The sequence below is a fragment of the Baekduia sp. Peel2402 genome (genome assembly GCF_052567285.1).
The window spans coordinates 2,750,574-2,767,017 of the sequence record NZ_CP199582.1; the positions used below are offsets into that span (position 1 = coordinate 2,750,574).

Annotated in this window: 18 protein-coding genes; 1 reads left to right on the forward strand and 17 read right to left on the reverse strand. The window is 71.3% G+C overall.

Annotated features, from left to right (window positions below; genetic code table 11):
• Positions 1 to 5 precede the first annotated feature (5 nt).
• The 16 genes from ACT01A_RS13460 to ACT01A_RS13535 form a co-directional block, all read right to left on the reverse strand.
• Positions 6 to 2,849, reverse strand: coding sequence for an aconitate hydratase (locus ACT01A_RS13460; RefSeq protein WP_445152773.1), 2,844 nt, complete (start codon positions 2,847 to 2,849; stop codon positions 6 to 8).
• Between the two features lie 12 nt (positions 2,850 to 2,861).
• Positions 2,862 to 3,275, reverse strand: coding sequence for a PIN domain-containing protein (locus ACT01A_RS13465; protein ID WP_445152774.1), 414 nt, complete (start codon positions 3,273 to 3,275; stop codon positions 2,862 to 2,864).
• Positions 3,272 to 3,454, reverse strand: coding sequence for a ribbon-helix-helix protein, CopG family (locus tag ACT01A_RS13470; protein ID WP_445152775.1), 183 nt, complete (start codon positions 3,452 to 3,454; stop codon positions 3,272 to 3,274). Before ACT01A_RS13470 ends, ACT01A_RS13465 begins: the two co-directional genes overlap by 4 nt.
• A gap of 66 nt (positions 3,455 to 3,520) precedes the next feature.
• The gene (locus tag ACT01A_RS13475) at positions 3,521 to 4,225 is read right to left on the reverse strand and encodes a DsbA family protein (RefSeq protein WP_445152776.1); all 705 of its coding nucleotides are present in this window, start codon (positions 4,223 to 4,225) and stop codon (positions 3,521 to 3,523) included.
• 39 nt (positions 4,226 to 4,264) lie between these two features.
• Positions 4,265 to 4,708: a vitamin K epoxide reductase family protein gene (locus ACT01A_RS13480; RefSeq protein WP_445152777.1), complete on the reverse strand. Its 444-nt coding sequence runs from the start codon at positions 4,706 to 4,708 to the stop codon at positions 4,265 to 4,267.
• Complete coding sequence (locus tag ACT01A_RS13485) at positions 4,705 to 5,517, reverse strand: DsbA family protein (protein ID WP_445152778.1); 813 nt, start codon at positions 5,515 to 5,517, stop codon at positions 4,705 to 4,707. Before ACT01A_RS13485 ends, ACT01A_RS13480 begins: the two co-directional genes overlap by 4 nt.
• Positions 5,518 to 5,596: 79 nt before the next feature.
• Positions 5,597 to 6,316 (reverse strand): YcnI family protein, encoded by a 720-nt coding sequence (locus tag ACT01A_RS13490; protein WP_445152779.1) that lies wholly within the window; start codon positions 6,314 to 6,316, stop codon positions 5,597 to 5,599.
• 48 nt (positions 6,317 to 6,364) lie between these two features.
• The gene (locus tag ACT01A_RS13495) at positions 6,365 to 8,074 is read right to left on the reverse strand and encodes a copper resistance CopC/CopD family protein (RefSeq protein ID WP_445152780.1); all 1,710 of its coding nucleotides are present in this window, start codon (positions 8,072 to 8,074) and stop codon (positions 6,365 to 6,367) included.
• Positions 8,071 to 8,805 (reverse strand): hypothetical protein, encoded by a 735-nt coding sequence (locus ACT01A_RS13500; protein WP_445152781.1) that lies wholly within the window; start codon positions 8,803 to 8,805, stop codon positions 8,071 to 8,073. Before ACT01A_RS13500 ends, ACT01A_RS13495 begins: the two co-directional genes overlap by 4 nt.
• 95 nt (positions 8,806 to 8,900) lie before the next feature.
• Positions 8,901 to 9,233 (reverse strand): hypothetical protein, encoded by a 333-nt coding sequence (locus ACT01A_RS13505; protein ID WP_445147607.1) that lies wholly within the window; start codon positions 9,231 to 9,233, stop codon positions 8,901 to 8,903.
• Between the two features lie 85 nt (positions 9,234 to 9,318).
• A complete protein-coding gene (locus ACT01A_RS13510; RefSeq protein ID WP_445147608.1) occupies positions 9,319 to 9,729 on the reverse strand; it encodes an ATP-binding protein in 411 nt (136 codons plus the stop codon).
• 67 nt (positions 9,730 to 9,796) lie between these two features.
• Positions 9,797 to 11,293, reverse strand: coding sequence for an FAD-dependent oxidoreductase (locus ACT01A_RS13515; RefSeq protein ID WP_445147609.1), 1,497 nt, complete (start codon positions 11,291 to 11,293; stop codon positions 9,797 to 9,799).
• Between the two features lie 33 nt (positions 11,294 to 11,326).
• Positions 11,327 to 11,644, reverse strand: coding sequence for a hypothetical protein (locus tag ACT01A_RS13520; protein WP_445147610.1), 318 nt, complete (start codon positions 11,642 to 11,644; stop codon positions 11,327 to 11,329).
• Entirely contained in the window at positions 11,644 to 12,990 is a 1,347-nt protein-coding gene (locus ACT01A_RS13525; protein WP_445147611.1) for a DUF1501 domain-containing protein, read from the reverse strand. Before ACT01A_RS13525 ends, ACT01A_RS13520 begins: the two co-directional genes overlap by 1 nt.
• A gap of 1 nt (position 12,991) precedes the next feature.
• Positions 12,992 to 14,311 (reverse strand): DUF1800 domain-containing protein, encoded by a 1,320-nt coding sequence (locus tag ACT01A_RS13530; RefSeq protein ID WP_445147612.1) that lies wholly within the window; start codon positions 14,309 to 14,311, stop codon positions 12,992 to 12,994.
• A gap of 38 nt (positions 14,312 to 14,349) precedes the next feature.
• The gene (locus ACT01A_RS13535; protein ID WP_445147613.1) at positions 14,350 to 15,222 is read right to left on the reverse strand and encodes a hypothetical protein; all 873 of its coding nucleotides are present in this window, start codon (positions 15,220 to 15,222) and stop codon (positions 14,350 to 14,352) included.
• Positions 15,223 to 15,288: 66 nt separating this feature from the next.
• On the opposite strand from ACT01A_RS13535, the gene ACT01A_RS13540 reads away from it, so the two are divergent.
• Positions 15,289 to 16,020: a hypothetical protein gene (locus tag ACT01A_RS13540; protein ID WP_445147614.1), complete on the forward strand. Its 732-nt coding sequence runs from the start codon at positions 15,289 to 15,291 to the stop codon at positions 16,018 to 16,020.
• Positions 16,021 to 16,032: 12 nt separating this feature from the next.
• On the opposite strand, the gene ACT01A_RS13545 is transcribed toward ACT01A_RS13540, so the two are convergent.
• Positions 16,033 to 16,431, reverse strand: a complete 399-nt coding sequence (locus ACT01A_RS13545) for a hypothetical protein (protein ID WP_445147615.1) — start codon at positions 16,429 to 16,431, stop codon at positions 16,033 to 16,035.
• Between the last annotated feature and the right edge of the window lie 13 nt (positions 16,432 to 16,444).

The following is a 16,444-nucleotide window of genomic DNA, read 5'->3' on the forward strand; positions in this document are numbered from 1 at the left end:
TAGGTCTACGCCGCGTCGGCGGCGAGCTGGCGCAGCACGTAGCGCAGGATCCCGCCGTGGCGGAAGTAGTCCGCCTCCTTGGGCGTGTCGATCCGGACGCGCGCGGCGAACTCGACGTCGCCGGCCTTGACCTGGACCTCGCGCGGCAGCTCGCCGTTGTTGAGCGGCTCGGCCAGGCCGGTGATCGTGAACTCCTCCTCGCCGGTGAGGCCGAGCGACTCGGCGGTCTCGCCGTCGGGGAACTGCAGCGGCAGCACGCCCATGCCCACCAGGTTGGAGCGGTGGATGCGCTCGAAGGACACCGCGATCACAGCGCGGACGCCGAGCAAGTTGGTGCCCTTGGCCGCCCAGTCGCGCGACGAGCCGGAGCCGTACTCGGCGCCGCCGAGGACCACCAGCGGGATGCCGTCGGCGATGTACTGCTCGCTCGCCTCGAAGATCGAGGTCTGCTCACCGTCCGGCAGATGCCGCGTGACGCCGCCCTCGGTGCCCGGCGCGAGCTGGTTGCGCAGGCGGATGTTGGCGAACGTGCCGCGGATCATCACCTCGTGGTTGCCGCGACGCGACCCGTAGGAGTTGAAGTCCTTGACCTCGACGCCGCGACCCTGGAGGTAGGCGCCGGCGGGGCCGTCCTTCTTGATCGCACCCGCGGGCGAGATGTGGTCGGTCGTGACCGAGTCCCCCAACTTGGCCAGGACGCGTGCGTTCTCGATGTCGGTGACCGGCGAGGGCTCGGGCTCCATGCCCTCGAAGTACGGGGCCTTGGCGATGTAGGTGGAGTCATCGCTCCAGGCGTAGCGGTCGCCGGTCGGGACCTCGAGGCCGCGCCAGTTCTCGTCGCCGTCGTAGACCTGGCCGTAGGAGGCGCGGAACATGTCGGACTGCACGGCCTCCTCGACGGTCTGGGCGACCTCCTTGGTGGAGGGCCAGATGTCCTTCAGGAAGACGTCGTTGCCGTCGGCGTCCCGGCCGAGCGGGTCCTCGGTCAGGTTGATGTCCATGGTCCCGGCGATCGCGTAGGCCACCACCAACGGGGGCGACGCCAAGTAGTTCATCTTGACGTCGGGGTTGATGCGGCCCTCGAAGTTGCGGTTGCCCGACAGGACGCTCGTCACCGCCAGGTCACCCTCCTGCACCGCCGCGGAGATCTCCTCCGGCAGCGGGCCGGAGTTGCCGATGCACGTGGTGCAGCCGTAGCCCACCAAGTTGAAGCCGAGCGCCTCGAGGTCCTCGGTGAGGCCGGCGCGCTCGTAGTACTCCGTGACGACCTTCGAGCCCGGGGCCAGCGACGTCTTGACCCACGGCGCGCGCTTGAGGCCCTTGGCCACCGCGTTGCGCGCCAGCAGGCCGGCGGCGAGCATGACCGACGGGTTGGAGGTGTTGGTGCAGGACGTGATCGCGGCGATCACAACGTGGCCGTGGTCGACGGCGAACGTCTCGCCGTCAAGCGTCGTCTCAACCGCCGACTTGGAGCGCTGCGCGACCGCGGCACCGCCGGCCTTGGCGCCCGCGGGCGCCGCGTCCTCGTGCGGATCGGGCGCGCTGCCCGGCGCGCTGTCGGCCGGCGGGTCAGACGCGGGGAACGACTCGGCGACCGCCTCGTCGTGGCCGTGCCCGTGGCCGTGGTCAGCGTCATCGTCGCCGATCAGCTCGGCCAGCGACGCGCGGAAGCCCTCCTTGGCGCCGGACAGCGCGATGCGGTCCTGCGGGCGCTTGGGGCCGGCCAGCGACGGCTCGACGGTGCTCAGGTCCAACTCCACCACATCGGTGAACGTCGGCTCCTCGGCGTTCTCGTCGTGCCAGAGGCCCTGCGCCTTGGCGTAGGCCTCGACCAGGTCGACCTGCTCCTTCGGGCGACCGGAGAACAACATGTAGCGCAACGTCTCGGCGTCGATCGGGAAGATCGCGCAGGTCGAGCCGAACTCCGGCGACATGTTGCCGAGCGTCGCGCGGTCGGCCAGCGGCAGCGCGGTGACGCCAGGGCCGAAGAACTCCACGAACTTGCCGACGACGCCCTTCTTGCGCAGGATCTCGGTGACCGTCAGCACGAGGTCGGTCGCGGTCGCGCCCTCGGGCAGCTCGCCGTTGAGCTTGAAGCCGATGACCTGCGGGATCAGCATCGACATCGGCTGGCCGAGCATCGCGGCCTCGGCCTCGATGCCGCCGACGCCCCAGCCCAGCACGCCGAGGCCGTTGATCATCGTCGTGTGCGAGTCGGTCCCGACCAAGGTGTCCGGGTAGGCCTGGCCGGTCTTGTCGTTGACGAAGACCGTGCGGGCCAAGTACTCCAAGTTGACCTGGTGGACGATGCCGGTGTCTGGCGGGACCACCTTGAAGGTCTCAAACGCGTCCTGGCCCCACTTCAGGAACTCGTAGCGCTCACGGTTGCGCTCGAACTCGCGCTCGGCGTTGAACGCGAACGCGGTGCGCGTGCCGAACTCGTCGACCTGCACCGAGTGGTCGATGACCAGCTCGGCCGGCACCAGCGGCTCGATCTTCGCGGGGTCGCCGCCGAGGTCGGCCATCGCGTCGCGCATCGCGGCGAGGTCGACGACGGCCGGCACGCCGGTGAAGTCCTGCATCACGACGCGCGCGGGCGTGAAGGCAATCTCCTTGCTCGGCTCCGCCTTGGCATCCCACGTCGCGAGCGCCTCGATGTCCGCCGCGTCGACCGCGCCGTTGCCCTCGGTGCGCAGCAGGTTCTCGAGCAGGATCTTGAGGCTGAACGGCAGCCGGGCGACGTCGAACTTCGACTGCAGCGCGTCGAGGCGGAAGATCTCCAGCTCGCGGTCACCGACCTTCAGGGTCGCGCGGGCGTCGAAAGAGTTGGGGTGTTCGGAGGAGGCCATCAGGCGGTCCTTTCAGCGGGGATCGTCGGGAAGCACGACAAAAGGCTCCCCGTCGGGGGTCGTCAATATCCGGTGGAACTGCTCGTCGAAGGTCGCGACGCGGCTCGTGTTCACGCGTCCGGCCACCGCGACCAGGGAAGCGATGGAGAGGCTGACGCCGTGGTGGCGGGCGATGACCAGCGTCTCCTTCAGCGCGTCGGCCCACCATCGGACCGAGTACGCGCCACGGTCGAAGTCGCTCCAGACCGCCTGTTGCGCGCTGGTGCCGACCTGCTCGGCGACCGCGTCGTCGATCTCGGCCAGGACCAGCGGCGAGGTGACCAGGTCCTCGTCAAGCGTCTCGACCAGGGCGACCGCGTCGTGATGACGCGGGTGCCCGGCGCGCACGACGGCGAGGACGAAGTCCGCCGAGACGACGACCGTCATCGCTCCGCCCTCCGGCGGTCCTCGAAGCCGACCGCCTTGGGCCGGGGCCGCGTGGGTCGCTGGACCGCCGCGGCGAGCGTCCGGCGGATGAACTCCGCCTTGGTGATGCCCTCCTCGGCGGCCCGACGGGCGAGCGCCGCGTCGAGCTCCTCATCGAGGTAGATGGAGGTCTTCTTCAACAAGCGTCACGTAGGGTAGCACCCTACGTACCACCCGCGCCAGGGCGGGCGGGCCGTCTCAGACCTTCAGACCGTCCGCAGCAGGAACTTGTTGATCGCCTGCGCCAGCTGCTCCTCCGACGGCACGCCCGCGGAGACCAGCTCGAGGTCGTTGAAGTCCGAGCCGATCATGACCGTCGGGGTGGAGTTGACGGCGTAACGGGACTGCAGCGAGTGGACGGCGGCAAGCGCCTCGCGGACCTCGGCGGAGTTGCGGTCCTTCATCGCGCGGGCGAGATCCAGGCCGCGGACCCCGCCCAGGACGCCGCGCAGGAACTGGTCGGTCACGTAGCCGGTTTGCTCCTGACCCTGGACGTCGTAGAAGCGCATCGACGCGTCCCACATGTGGTCCTGCAGCGCGGCGGCCATGACCGCCTTGTTGGCCTTGACCGAGTCGTCGCCGAGGACGTTGATCAGCCGCAGCTCCATCCGGACCTTGCCGGTCTTCACGTAGCGCTCGACGATGTCCGACCACGACGTCGCCGCGAACTCCTTGCAGAACGGGCACTGCAGGTCGGCGAACTCCACGAGCAGGACCGGCGCCTTGGGGTTGCCGAGCATCAGGCCGTCCTGCGGGATGCCGCGCAGGATCTTGGTGACGTCGCGCGCCACGGCGGGCGCCGGCGGCTTGGCGGCCTCGTTGGCGTCGTGCGTGGAGACCGCGACCGCGATGACGACAATCAGCAGCGCGGTGCCGAACAGGCCGGCGAGCAGGGACAGGCGACGGAGCATGCGCCCCGGAGGTTGGCATGTCCCGCGCCGCGGCGCCGCTCAGTCTGCCGGGACGTCAGCGACCGGTTCGAGCGGCACGCGCACCACGCGCCAGGTCGTGACGATCGCCAACCCGGTCATCAGGATCGCGCTCAGCACGCACCACTGGCAGATCGCGTCGATCGTGAACAGCTCGCGGTAGGTCAGGTACATCGAGAACCCGAAGCCGACCAGCGCGAACAGCGCCGCGCCCATCCGCGCCGCCTCGCCCTGCCCCGGCACCAGCAGCGCGCCGAGGATCGAGATGTAGCCGATCAGCCCGAGCAGCGCGACCGGGATCCCGGCCAGCTCGGCGTACTCCGAGGTCTGCACCTTGTGGCACCCGTGCGCGATGTTGCACACCGGGTCGATGTCGGCGTAGTGGATGTAGACGAGGTAGCCGGCGACGGCGACCCCCAGCACCGCCAGCACGAGGCCGGCGGTGCGTAGGGCGCGGTCGCTCACGTGCCGGCCTTCGCGGCGGCCTTGTCGACCAGCTCGCCGATCGCCGCGGCGGTCGGTGTGCCATCGACCGCGGTCAGGTCCCCACCGGTCGGCCCGACGAGCACGGTCGGCGTGCTCTCGACCGCGTACTTCGACGCCAGCGTCTTGGTCTCGGCGATCGCCTGGGAGACCGCGCTGTCGCCCGCACCGGCGATCGCCTTGTCGGCGTCGGCGCCCGCGGCGTCCAGGATCCCGGTCAGGAACTCGTCGGTGACGTAGCCGGAGTTCTCCTCGCCCTGGTTGCGGTAAAAGAGGTCGGACGCCTCCCAGAGCTTGTTCTGCTGCCCGGCCGCCTCCAACACCGACGCCGCCTTCAGCGAGTCCGCGCCGATGAACGTCAACAAGCGCAGCTCCATCTTCGCCTTGCCGGTGCGGACGTAGTCCTGGACGACCTTCGGCATCTCGTTGACCGTGTACTGCGCGCAGTACGGGCACTGCGGGTCGGCGAACTCCACGATCGTGACCGGCGCGTCGGCCTTGCCGAGCGTGATCCCATCCTGCGGGATGCCGCCGATCAAAGCCTTCGTGTCGGCCGCGCCCTGGATCGAGGAGGCGTCGCCGCCTCCGCCGGAGGACTTGTCCGAACCGCCTCCCGAGGAGATCAGGATCGCCGCGACGACGATCACGACGGCCGCGCCGAGCAGGCCGCCGAGGATGGTCAGGCGCTTCTTGCGCGCGGCAGCCGTGGCCTCGGTGCGCTCACGCTCGAGGCGCTCGGTCCGGGCCGCGTCCTTGCGGTCGCGCTTGGTGGGGCTGGGGTTCTGAGACATGGGAGGTTCTGGGTTCGAAGGGTAAGGGCGTCAATCGCGCGCCGCGACAGTGGGGTGCCGCGGCGCGCGTCCGTGGGATCTACGGACGTCGGCGAGCGGACGCCAGCGCGGCGCCGCCGGTCAGCAGGCCGAGCGCGCCGACGATCAGCGCGACGATGGCCAGGGTGTTTGAGTCGGAGTCATCGGCGATGAACGTGTCCTTCGTCAGAGGCGAGCCCAGCCCGGTCTGCTCGGTCGTCGCGGTCCCACCGGAGGAGCCCGACGCGGCATGGTGGTCCTCCATCGCCTCGGTCACGGAGATCGTCGGCGCCGGCTTGTCGGAGCTGGAGTCGCCGATCCAGCGCACGACCTCGCCGTCGCTGTAGGTCTGAAGCGCCTTGAACGTCAGCGTGTCGCCCGCCTTGCCAGGGACCTGGATCGAGATCGGGAAGTCGCGGAACTGGCCAGGGGCGATGCCGTCGGACTTCTTGTCCGCCGTCCACGTGACGGTCTTGACGCCCTCGGTGACCTGACCGTCGTCGGTCTCGATCGGCTTGGCCAGCTTGCCCTTGACGACCTTCACCGACCAGCCGTCGACCGCCTGGTAGGAGACGTCGCCGAAGCCGTCGGGGAACTGCACGGCGACCTTGGTCGTGGTGGCGTCGTCGGTCTCGTTGGGCACGCGGACGGCCTCGACCACGTACGCGCCCGCGGCCGCGGTCTTCGGCTGCAGGGTGACGTGCGCCTGCGCCGCCGTGGCCGCGGAGCCCACGGCGCCGAGGGCGAGCGACGACGCCAGGATGATGCGCTTCTTGTTCATGGTGTCCTCGTTGTCGTTGACGATGTCATTGGGTGCGTCACTTCGGCGTCACCGCACCGGCACGTCGAAGCGCGCCGTGTGCTCGTCGAAGTCCGAGACGCGGTCGGTGACCGTGATCTGCCATTTGCCGCCGGGCGCGAGCGTGAGCGCGTTGGCGACGTAGTGGCCGGGCCCGGCCCGGTTGACGGTCGCATGCAGCGGACCGATGTCCTTGCTGGGCAGTGCCGCGTCGATCGTCAGCTCCTTCGTGCCGGTGAACGGCGCGCCGGACTTGGCGTCGAAGACGTACAGGTGGACCGCGTTGGCCCCGGGCTTGGCCGGGTCGACGGTCAGCTGGACCTCCAGCGGCCCCGCGGTGGTGGTCTTGGAGTACGGCCCCGAGGAGAGCTGCGTCGGGGGCGCGTAGGAAACCAGCGCGGCGGTCGCGCCGAGCACCGCGAGCATCAGCAGCGCCTCGACACGCAACGTGTCGCGCAGGATGCGGCCAGCCTGTCCGGCGCTCTCACCGCTCGCCGCCGCTGCGCGGATCCGCGGAACCGACCGCCGGCGGTTCAGCGCGCCGAGCGCGACGAGCGCGAGCAGGATGATGACCTTGACCAGCACCGCGCGGCCGAACGCGGTGTGTAGGAGGTCGCCGAACGAGCGCAGGTGGACGATCGACTGCGCGGTGCCGGTGGCGATCAGCACGCCGACGCTGGTCAGCGCCAGCGCGGAGAAGCGCGACAGCGGCGCGGCGAGCACCGGCGTGCGCGCGGCGGGATCGGCGATCGCGCGCGTGCCCGCGGGCACGGCGAACAGCAGCGTCGCCAGGCCGCCGACCCAGGCGCTCATCGCCACGACGTGCAGGACGTCCAGCGGCGCGAGCAGCGCCACCGGGTGCTGCGTGGTCGCGTGACCGCCGAGCGCGGGCGTGATCGCCAGGAACGCGACCGGCAGCGCGAGCAGCGCGGCGAGGCGACGCGAGCCGCCGCCGCGACCGGCGACCACCACGAGCCCTGCGATCAGCAGCAGGTCCAGGACGCGCAGGCCCCAGACCGTCCCGAAGCGCGTGCCGAGCACCTCGCGCACGACGTCCGGATCCAGCGCCGACCAGAACGACGTGCCGCCCGCGGTCGCGCCCTGTAGGACGATCCCGGCCGCGCCCGCCACGACGCCCAGCGCGGCGCCGCCGAGCAGCAGCACGCGGCGGCGACACTCATAGGCGGCTTCGGCCTCGGGCGGAGCGATCCCGGAGCGCCAGCAGATCAACCCGAACAGGAACGCGCCGACGATCAAGGCAATTGCCAAGTAGTCGGCCCCACGCGCGACGCCGAACGCGCCCTCGGTGACCTTGCCCGCCGAAGAGCCTGCGAGTAGGTCGCCAACGGTCGCGGCCGGCGGGGTGCCCGCGCGGCCGATCGAGAAGACGAAGCCGCCGGAGACCGGGTGGCTGTCGGCGGAGATCACGCGGTAGGTCGCGGTGAACGTCCCGTCGCGCAGGCCCGCCTTCAGCCCGACGGCCAGAACCGCGCCCTTGCCGCCCGGATGCGTGACGTGGTTGTCGTCGACCCGGTCGCCGCGCGCGTCGTAGACCCGGACCGCGCCGAAGTTGCCCTCGACCGACTCGTCGAAGCGCAGGACGACCTGCCGCGGCTCGGTCTTGGCGACCGCGCCGCGGTCCGGCGTCGTCTCCTGCAACGTCGCGTGCGCAGACGCGAGCGCGGGCAGCACCGCGAGGACCGCCAGGACGGCGGCCGCGATGACGAAGGCGCGTCTCACCAAGCCTCGTTGCTCGGCTGGCCCGCCGCGATCGGCGCGGCGCCGCCGTCCGTGCTCGCACCGTTGCCGCTGCCGCCGCCGTCATCGCCCGCGTCCCGCCGGCGCCGCCGCACGACGACGACCGCCGCCGCGCCACCGAGCACGAGCACCACCAGCGCGACGATCGCGCCGACCGGCGGTCCGCCGTCCGGCGCCGGGTCCCACCAGATCGTCCCCAGGATGTGGGCCTGCGTGGAGCCGAAGGTGATGGGGATGTCGTAGTCGGAGATCTTCGTCTTGACCGACTGGTCCTTGACGACGCCCGGGATCGTCTTGGCCATCCAGTGCATCCGGTGGTCGTGCCACTCGAAGGCGCCGGTCTTGTCGAGCACCTGCCAGTCCGGCGTCGCCTTCGCGCTCGCGGTCTTCGGGACCTCGACCGCGCCGTAGCGCTCCGTGTTGAGGTAGAACGCCGGCGAGTTGTGGTTGACCTCGACGGTCCCGTTCGGCGCGATCCGCGCGTAGGGCTCGTCGTCGTAGCCCTCCACCACCACGGTCTGGCCGCTGCGGTTGGTCAGCTGGAAGCGGTCGTCGCCGCCGAGCACCTGCAGCGTGATCCCCTGCGGGTGCGGCCGGACGGCGTTGATGACCGACTTCATGTTCGGGTTGCCCTGGTGGGCCAGGGCGGCGGTGGGCGCCAGGCCGGCCGCGGCGATCAGCGCAGCGGCGGCGATGGCGAGGGGGCGGCGCACGATGCGCACCTCCAAGGGTCTGAGTTCCGGTGGACACGGCGAAACGCCGCGGGCCGCGCACGCACACAGGCGCGCGCCGCACCAGGCGACGGTCTCTAGGCGACGGCCGTGAAGACCGGCGGGCCGCGCTCGGCCAGCGAGGCCGAAAGCAGCCGGCCCCCGCGCCGGGTTAGGGCGCGGGGACGGCGGCGCGGCGGAAGCGAAGGCGCCGGCCGCACACGGCGGCCTGACGGGGCGCGACGGGCGACGAGCCGTTCAAGCGTCTCTTCACCGGGGTAGCGCCCCGCCAGGAGCGGAAGCAGGAGCACCAACGCCGGCGACAGGAGCAGCAGGCCGGTGCCCAGACCCGTGACCGTCTCCGCAAGCGCAATCGCGACGCCGAGGACGGCGACGAGGAGGAGCGGGCGAAGTTCCCGGCGTACGGGCATTCCGCGACGGACTGTACGCCACCGAGCGCCAGAAGTCGCCGGTCGACAGCCGGATGGCCCAACGGCCCGGCGGCCCAGTTGATGTTTAAACGTCGCGCTCGAAACGGCCGCGGCGACGGTCCACTTCGAACCAGACGCGGCAACCGCGAGCGGTGCGCTCGACGCCCCACTTGGTCGCGAGCTTGTCAACCAGCCGCAGGCCGAAGCCCGCGGTCTCGTGGCGGACCTCGGGGTCGAAGCCCGGCCCGTGGTCGGCGACCTCGACGCGCACGTAGTCGTCGTTGAATCGCGCGTGGAACACGATCCGCTCGGTCGGGTTCAGCGGCCCGGCGTGCCGCACCGCGTTGCCGACGAGCTCAGAGGTCAGCAGCGACACGGTGTGATCGAGGTCGGGGTTCAGCCCGCGTTCGCGCAGCGAGTGGCGCGCAGCACGCACCGCATCGGGAATCGGCGCGAAGGCAAGGAGGATGTCTGTGCTGGATCGGGTGGCCGGCATGGCAAGGGGGTGGTTCGGTCCGTCCGGTGAAGGGTCACCGCGCGGGCCGTCCCTCAATCGTCGGATCTCACGCTTGCGGTTCGTAGGACAACGGCTTGGCCTTCAGCGGCGCGACCGCGGGCCCCTCCAGAACCGTCCCGTCGACCGCGAAACGCGAGCCGTGGCACGGGCAGTCCCAGGTGCGCTCGGCGCCGTTGAAGGCGACGCGGCAGCCGAGATGCGTGCAGACCGGCGAGACCGCGTGGACGGTGCCGTCGGCGTCCTTGGAGGCGGCCACCAGCTCGCCGTCGACCTTCAGGATCTTGCCTTCGCCGCCGGGCGTCAGCGCGTCGAGGGAGTCGCCCTCCGGACGCTTGAAGCGGTCGCCGACGAAGTGCATCGCGTCGCGCGCGCCCTCCTTCAGGACGCTCGGCGCGCTGCGCAGCGGCGTGAAGCGCAGCGTGTCGAACAGCTCGCCGTGCGGGTGCGTGGCACCGAGCAGGCGCGCGGCGACGATCTGCGCGGCGGCCGTCCCGTTGGTCAGACCCCACTTGCGAAAGCCGGTGCCGACCCACACGTGGCGCGAGAACGGCGTCAGCCGCCCGGCGAACGGCAGGCCGTCGGCGCTGGTCATGTCGTGCGACAACCAGCGATGGGTGACCTCGACCTTCGAGCCGCCGAAGTGCGCCCGCGCGAAGTCGGCCAGCGCGTCGTAGCCGCCCTCGCCGCCGAGCACCAGCAGCCCGCGCGCGACGCGCAGCGACCGCATCGGGGAGCCGATCGAGATCGCCATCAGGCCTTCCGGCAGCGGATCCGCCCCCGCGACCGCGATGCAGTAGGACCGCTTCGGCGTCAGGCGCGGGAAGAACAGGCCGCGGTCGAGGATCGGGTAGTGCGTGGCGACGACGACGTCACCCGCGGTCACGCGCGGGCCGGCCTCGGTGCGCACGACCGGCCGCGAGCCCTCGCCCACGTGCGTGGCGACCGTGCGCTCGAAGATCCGCCCGCCGATCGCGGTGAACGCGTCAGCCAGGCCGCGCATGTAGGCGCCGATCTCCAGCTCGGCCTGGTCCTCGCGCACCAGCGCGCCGGTCGTCGCGAACGGCAGCCCGAGGTCGTCGTCGGTCAGGCGCACGTCGAGGCCGGCCGCGCGTGCAGCGTCCGCCTCGCGCTCCAGGTCCTCGCGCTGCTTGGCGTCCCAGGAGAAGAGCGCGTGCGGGGCGCGGCGGATCTCGACCTCGTCAGCCAGGCCCAGCGTCCCGACGCGGTCGACCACGTAGCCGATCGCGCCCTCGTTGAGCGCCGCGTAGCCGCGCGCGCCGTCGACGCCGAAGCGGCGTGACAGCTCGGTGTAGGTCGTGCCCTGCAACGCGCTGAGCTTCGCGGTGCTGTGGCCGGTGACGCCCGCGCCGACGCGGTCGCGCTCCAGCAGGACGACCGACCGCCCGCCGCGCGCGACCTCCAGCGCGGTCGTCAGGCCGAAGATCCCGCCGCCGATCACGCAGACGTCAGCGTCGAGGTCCTGTCCGAGGGGCGGGTGCTGCGGGGCGTCGAGGCCGTCGAGCCAGAGGGAGCCGGAGGTCATGCCCCGGGCGTTACCCGCCCGCTGCCGCGAGGGCTACTTGACCACGCGCAAGGTGGCGCGCATGCCGCGCGCCTCGTGGTCGGCGACCGTGCAGATCAGCCGATAGGCACCGGTCTTCTTCAGCGTGAGCCGCAGCGTGGCGCTGGCGCCGGGCTTGACGATCGTCGCCAGCGCGCCGACCCGCTTGCCCTTGCGGGTCACGACGAGGTCGTGCACGTCCTCGCCCAGGTTGCGGACGTTGAACTTCACCTTGCCGCGGTGCACCTTCGGGCGGTAGATGGCGATCGCGAACTCGCGCTCGCCGACGCCGACCGCTTGGGTCGCGGTGGCCGCGGGAGCGTCCGCCAGCACTAGCGCACCACCTGCACTTGGCCGAACGTGCCCGCATTGGGGATCACCTCGGCCGGGTCGGTGCCCAGCCACTGCGCGATGAGCGACCCGTACACCTTGCGGAAGTCGACGGTCACCTTGAGGTTCTTCTCCGGGTCGAGGTCGACCAAGGAGGGGTACTCGGTCAGGATGCCGCCGTAGGCGCGCGGGCCCTGGACCCACGCGACGCCGCCGGCGCCGTGGTCGGTGCCCAGCGACTTGTTGGCCTGCGGACGGCGGCCGAACTCCGACCACACGAAGGTCAGCACTCGGTTGGCCAGCCCGCGCGCCTCCAGGTCGGCCTGGAACGTCGCCAGCGCCTCGCCGACCGCGCCGAGGTCGCGGTCCAGCGTCTGGGCCTGGCCCTCGTGGGTGTCGAACTCCCCGTCGGCGTCGACGGTCGCGACGCGAATGCCCAGCGGCTGCGAGAGCAGGCCCGCGAGCACCTTGAGGCGGTCGGCGGTGTCGTTGTTCTCGGGGTAGACGACCGGCCCGCCGAGCGGGTCCGGGTTCTCCTTGGACTTGGCGTACGGCGCGAGCCGGTCGGAGACCGTGTGCGCCAGCCGCGCGGCGCGCATCGCCGACGCCGGGCCGGCGGCCTTCGGCGTCTGCTGCGCCAGCGCGGCGTAGGTGTTGACCGCGGCCGTCCCCCAGTCGCCCCAGACCGACCACATGCCCAACCGCGCGTCGCCCGGATCGGAGACCGAGGCGACCGGCGCGCTGACCGTGCGCAGCGTCGGCGAGAGCCCGTAGCCGGCGCTCAGACCCTGGAGCGGGTTGTCGCTGCTGCCGTGGCGGTCTAGCCAGCGGCCGAGCCAGCCGGAGACCGACTGCTGGGAGACCATCCCGGTCTCCCAGAACGCGCGCGAGGCGAAGTGCGACAGGTTGGGGTTGGCATAGTCGATGCCGGGCAGGAAGCCGATCTGCCCGCGTTCATATAGGCCTTGCAGGCCGCCGTTGGGGCCCTTGGCGAGCGCCGGGTGAAGACCCAAGGACGTGCCCTTGAGCACCAGCGGCGTCGCCGGGGAGACGCCGCCGCGCAGGTCGCGCAGCACGCCCTCCTGGCCGAGCGGCATCAAGGTGTCCAACAAGTCCAGGCCGCCTGGGAGGAAGACCGAGACGAGCACCGGCGCGTTGGGGTCCGCGGCGGCCTCGGCGGCCGCAGCGTCGAGCAGGTGGCCGGTCGGAAGCTTCTGGGCGGCGTAGACGGTGACGCCCGCGCCGATGCCCCACTTGAGCATCTGGCGGCGGGTGAGCACGTCGGCGCGCGCGGCCTCGGAAGCGCGGTGAAAGTCCTGGCAGGCGGCGTGGGCGCGGAAGCGGGGCAACCTAATGAACCTGGTAGTCGGGGCCGGAGAGCAGGAGGTGGCGCATCGCGCGCTGGGTCATGTCGGCGGCGACCTGGCGCTGCCACTTCTGGCCGGCCATGCGGTCATAGCCGGAGGCGAGCGACAACAAGGCCTTGCGCGTGCGGGCGGAGATCCACGGGTCGCCGACCGCGGCCAGCGCGCGGTCGAGGTGCTGCTTGGGCGACAGGTCCAGCGGCGTGTCCTTGTCCTCGACCTTCAGGCCAGGCTGGCCGAGCGCGACGTTGGCGGCGGTGAAGCGCACGCGCATGCCGTTGGACGACATCCACGCCGGCCCCCACTCCCAGCCCGCGACCGACGGCGGCGAGAACAGACGCTGCCCCATCGAGGCGGTGATCCAGACCCAGTCGTCGGTCTTGACGCCCATCCGCGTCGCGCGCAGCATGCCCGCGACGGCGACGACCGGGGCCTTGACCATCGCCGGGCCGTCGAGGTTGGCGTACAGCTTGGGATGGTCGAGGATCTCGCCGACCAAGGGCTTCAGCTTGTGTCCCGAGTTGACGTAGGTCTTCTGCAGGCGCACGCGCGTGCGCGCGTCGAGCGGCTCAGCGATGAAGTAGGACCACAGCTTGCGCACCAGGAACTCCGGGTGGCGGTGGTGGTTGACCACGAGGCGCAAGACGTCGTGCGGGCCGAAGCGCCCCTTATGCCCGAAGATCTTCTTGGTGCCCTTGTCGTGGCGCTCGGGGTCGAACTTGACCGAGACCAGGACACCGCCGACCTTCTTGTCCTCGACGTAGCCGGTCAGCGCGCGGGCGGCCTCGCGAACGTCGGTCTCGGTGTAGCCGTTGCCCTCGCCGAGCGTGAAGAGCTCCATCAGCTCGCGGGCGAAGTTCTCGTTGGGCTCGTCCTTGTAGGACCCGATCAAGTTCAGGAACGAGCCCATCGCCGGGTCCTGCATGACGTAGCTCAGCAGCGCGGGGAACGACCCGAGCGCGCGACGGCGGAAGAGCGCGTTCTGGCGCAGCATCATCGGCGTGTCCACGTCGCGCGTGGCGAAGTGGTCGTGCCAGAAGAGCACCATCTTCTCTTCGAGCGGCCGCGTGGTGCGGACCATGCGATCCATCCACCACAACATGTCGTGGCCGTACTCGTTGACCGGATCGAGCGCCATCGGCTTCGGGCCGGACACCAGCGGCGCCTTGCGTCCGTTGGGCGACAGCAGCCAGCGGATCGTGTCGCCACGACCGCGGTGGGCCCATTTACGGGCCTCGTGCTCGGTGGCGCCGAACCCGGCGCGCCACAGCGCACGATGCACGTGTGCCTCGTTCCACCCCGCCACTGCGGGTCACGGTAGCCGGATCGCGAGCGGGTTGTAGGTCAACCCCGGGTCAACGGGCCACTTTGCACAGCTTCGAACGCAGATCCGGGAACTTGGCCAAGCGTGTGCAGGTTGTCGTCGTTCCAGCGAGCGTCGGGCGCGCCGGTGATGTACCACGGCGAACCGTTGTCGGCGACGATCATCCCGTAGCGTTTCAAGGCCTTCAGGATGACCAGCGCCTGGCCGTGGAAGGGCTTCAGATCGAACGATGACTTCAGCCGCAGCCGCAGCCCCATCGGCGGAAGGTCGGCGCTGGAGTCCGAGGACGCGTAGTGCGTCGCGGGCGACACGTAGGCCTTCTGCGTGCGCGGCACGGTGACGCGCAGCGCGTGCGTGATCGCGCCCGGCCGCGCGAGTCCCGGGAGGATCGGCAGGCCGGCGGCGTCGGCCGACGTCCAGCCCTTGGGACGCGACTTGCCCGTCTTGAGGTTGAACTTCGCGCCGTTGGACGCACTCCAGCCGTTGCCCGAGCGTTGGGCGCCGAACAACTCATACAACATGCACGTGCCGCGTTGCAGCACGATCACGTGCCGGTCCGAGCCGCCCTCGATCGGCGCTGACAGCGGCAGCGGGTAGGGGCCGGGATCGGACTCGTCGCCGTAGTCGGTGAAGCGGACCGGCACCTTCTTCTGGGCCTTGGGAACGACCTTGAACGGGATCCCGTAGGTCTTGGAGGCGAAGTCCGGGTGCAGCTTGGCGGTCAGCCCGATCGAGCGCACGTAGGCGTCCGAGCGCGGGTCGACCGGCGCCTGCGAGATGTCGCGGTTGAAGGCGTGGTCGCGCGGCAGCACCGGGCATCCGCCCAGCGTGGTCCCCGGGCCGGGCACGCCGATCGCGGCGGCCGCGGCCACCGCGGCGAGCAAGGGCAGCATGCGGCAGACGCTACTGACCGGTTCGGGGTGGAGGACGGACGTCCGAATGCCGATACTTCAGAGCGGATGTCCCGTTCCCTGGTCCTCGCCTGCGTGCTGGCCGCCGCCTTCTTGGTTGGCGGCTGCGGCAGCGTGTCCTCGGGCGGGACCGTGCAGGCGTGGAAGGTCGACGACCCCTACCTGCCGCCGCCGGACCCGTCGTCCTACGCGAAGGCGAAGGCAAAGACGCCCGCCGCCGACGACGACGCTGACGCCACGCCCGTCGAGGCCGCGCCCGCCGACGACGACGCACCCGCTTCCGGCGCACCAACCGACGCCGAGATCGCCGCCGACCTCAAGGAGGCCTACGGCGGCAAGGGCGGCACGAACCTCGACCAGGCCGCGATCGCCTCCAACGGCACGGCGATCATCCCGGACACCGCGCCGCGCAAGCTCGTGGCGCTGATGCACGCCGCCAACGACGTCGCCCACAAGCCCTACGTCTACGGCGGCGGCCACGGCCGCGTCGCGGGCGAGATCTGGACCGACTCCGCCTACGACTGCTCCGGCTCGGTCTCCTACGCGCTCGCCGCCGCCGGCTACCTCAACGGCCCCGAGACCTCCGGCACGCTGATGAAGTTCGGCAAGCCCGGCCCCGGCAAGTGGGTGACGATCTACGCCAACGCCGGCCACACCTTCATGGTCGTCGCCGGCCTGCGCTTCGACACCTCCGGCCGCCAGAACACCGGCACCCGCTGGCAGCCCGCCAACGCCCGCTCCTACGCGGGCTTCACCGTCCGCCACCCGGTCGGGCTCTAAGCCCGCCCTCGGCTACTCGGCCTGGCGGCCGAGGATCGCGACGAAGCGGTCGATGCGGCGGCGCTCGTCTTCGGGCAGCGGGCCGTCGTGCTCGACGAGCAGCGTCATCGGCGCGCGGTCGCGGGCCCAGGCGCGGGCGTCGTCGCCGAAGGACGGGGCGATCCAGACCAGCGCGAGCCCGGCGGCGAACTCGCGCACCGACGCCTCGGCGGCCTCCGAGGTCGACTCGCGCCGGAGCACCGCGACGGCGGGCTGCTCGAGGGCGCGCGCGACGGCGTCGATCGCGTCGAGCTCGCCGGCGTCGAGGGCGAGCGCGATCTCGCCTTGCTTCAGGAGCTCCTGAGCCCAGCCCGCCGGGGCGGCTTCGAGAGCGGAGGCGGGCGCGACGAGGCGGAAGACGGGGTCGATCACGGCGCGAACCGTA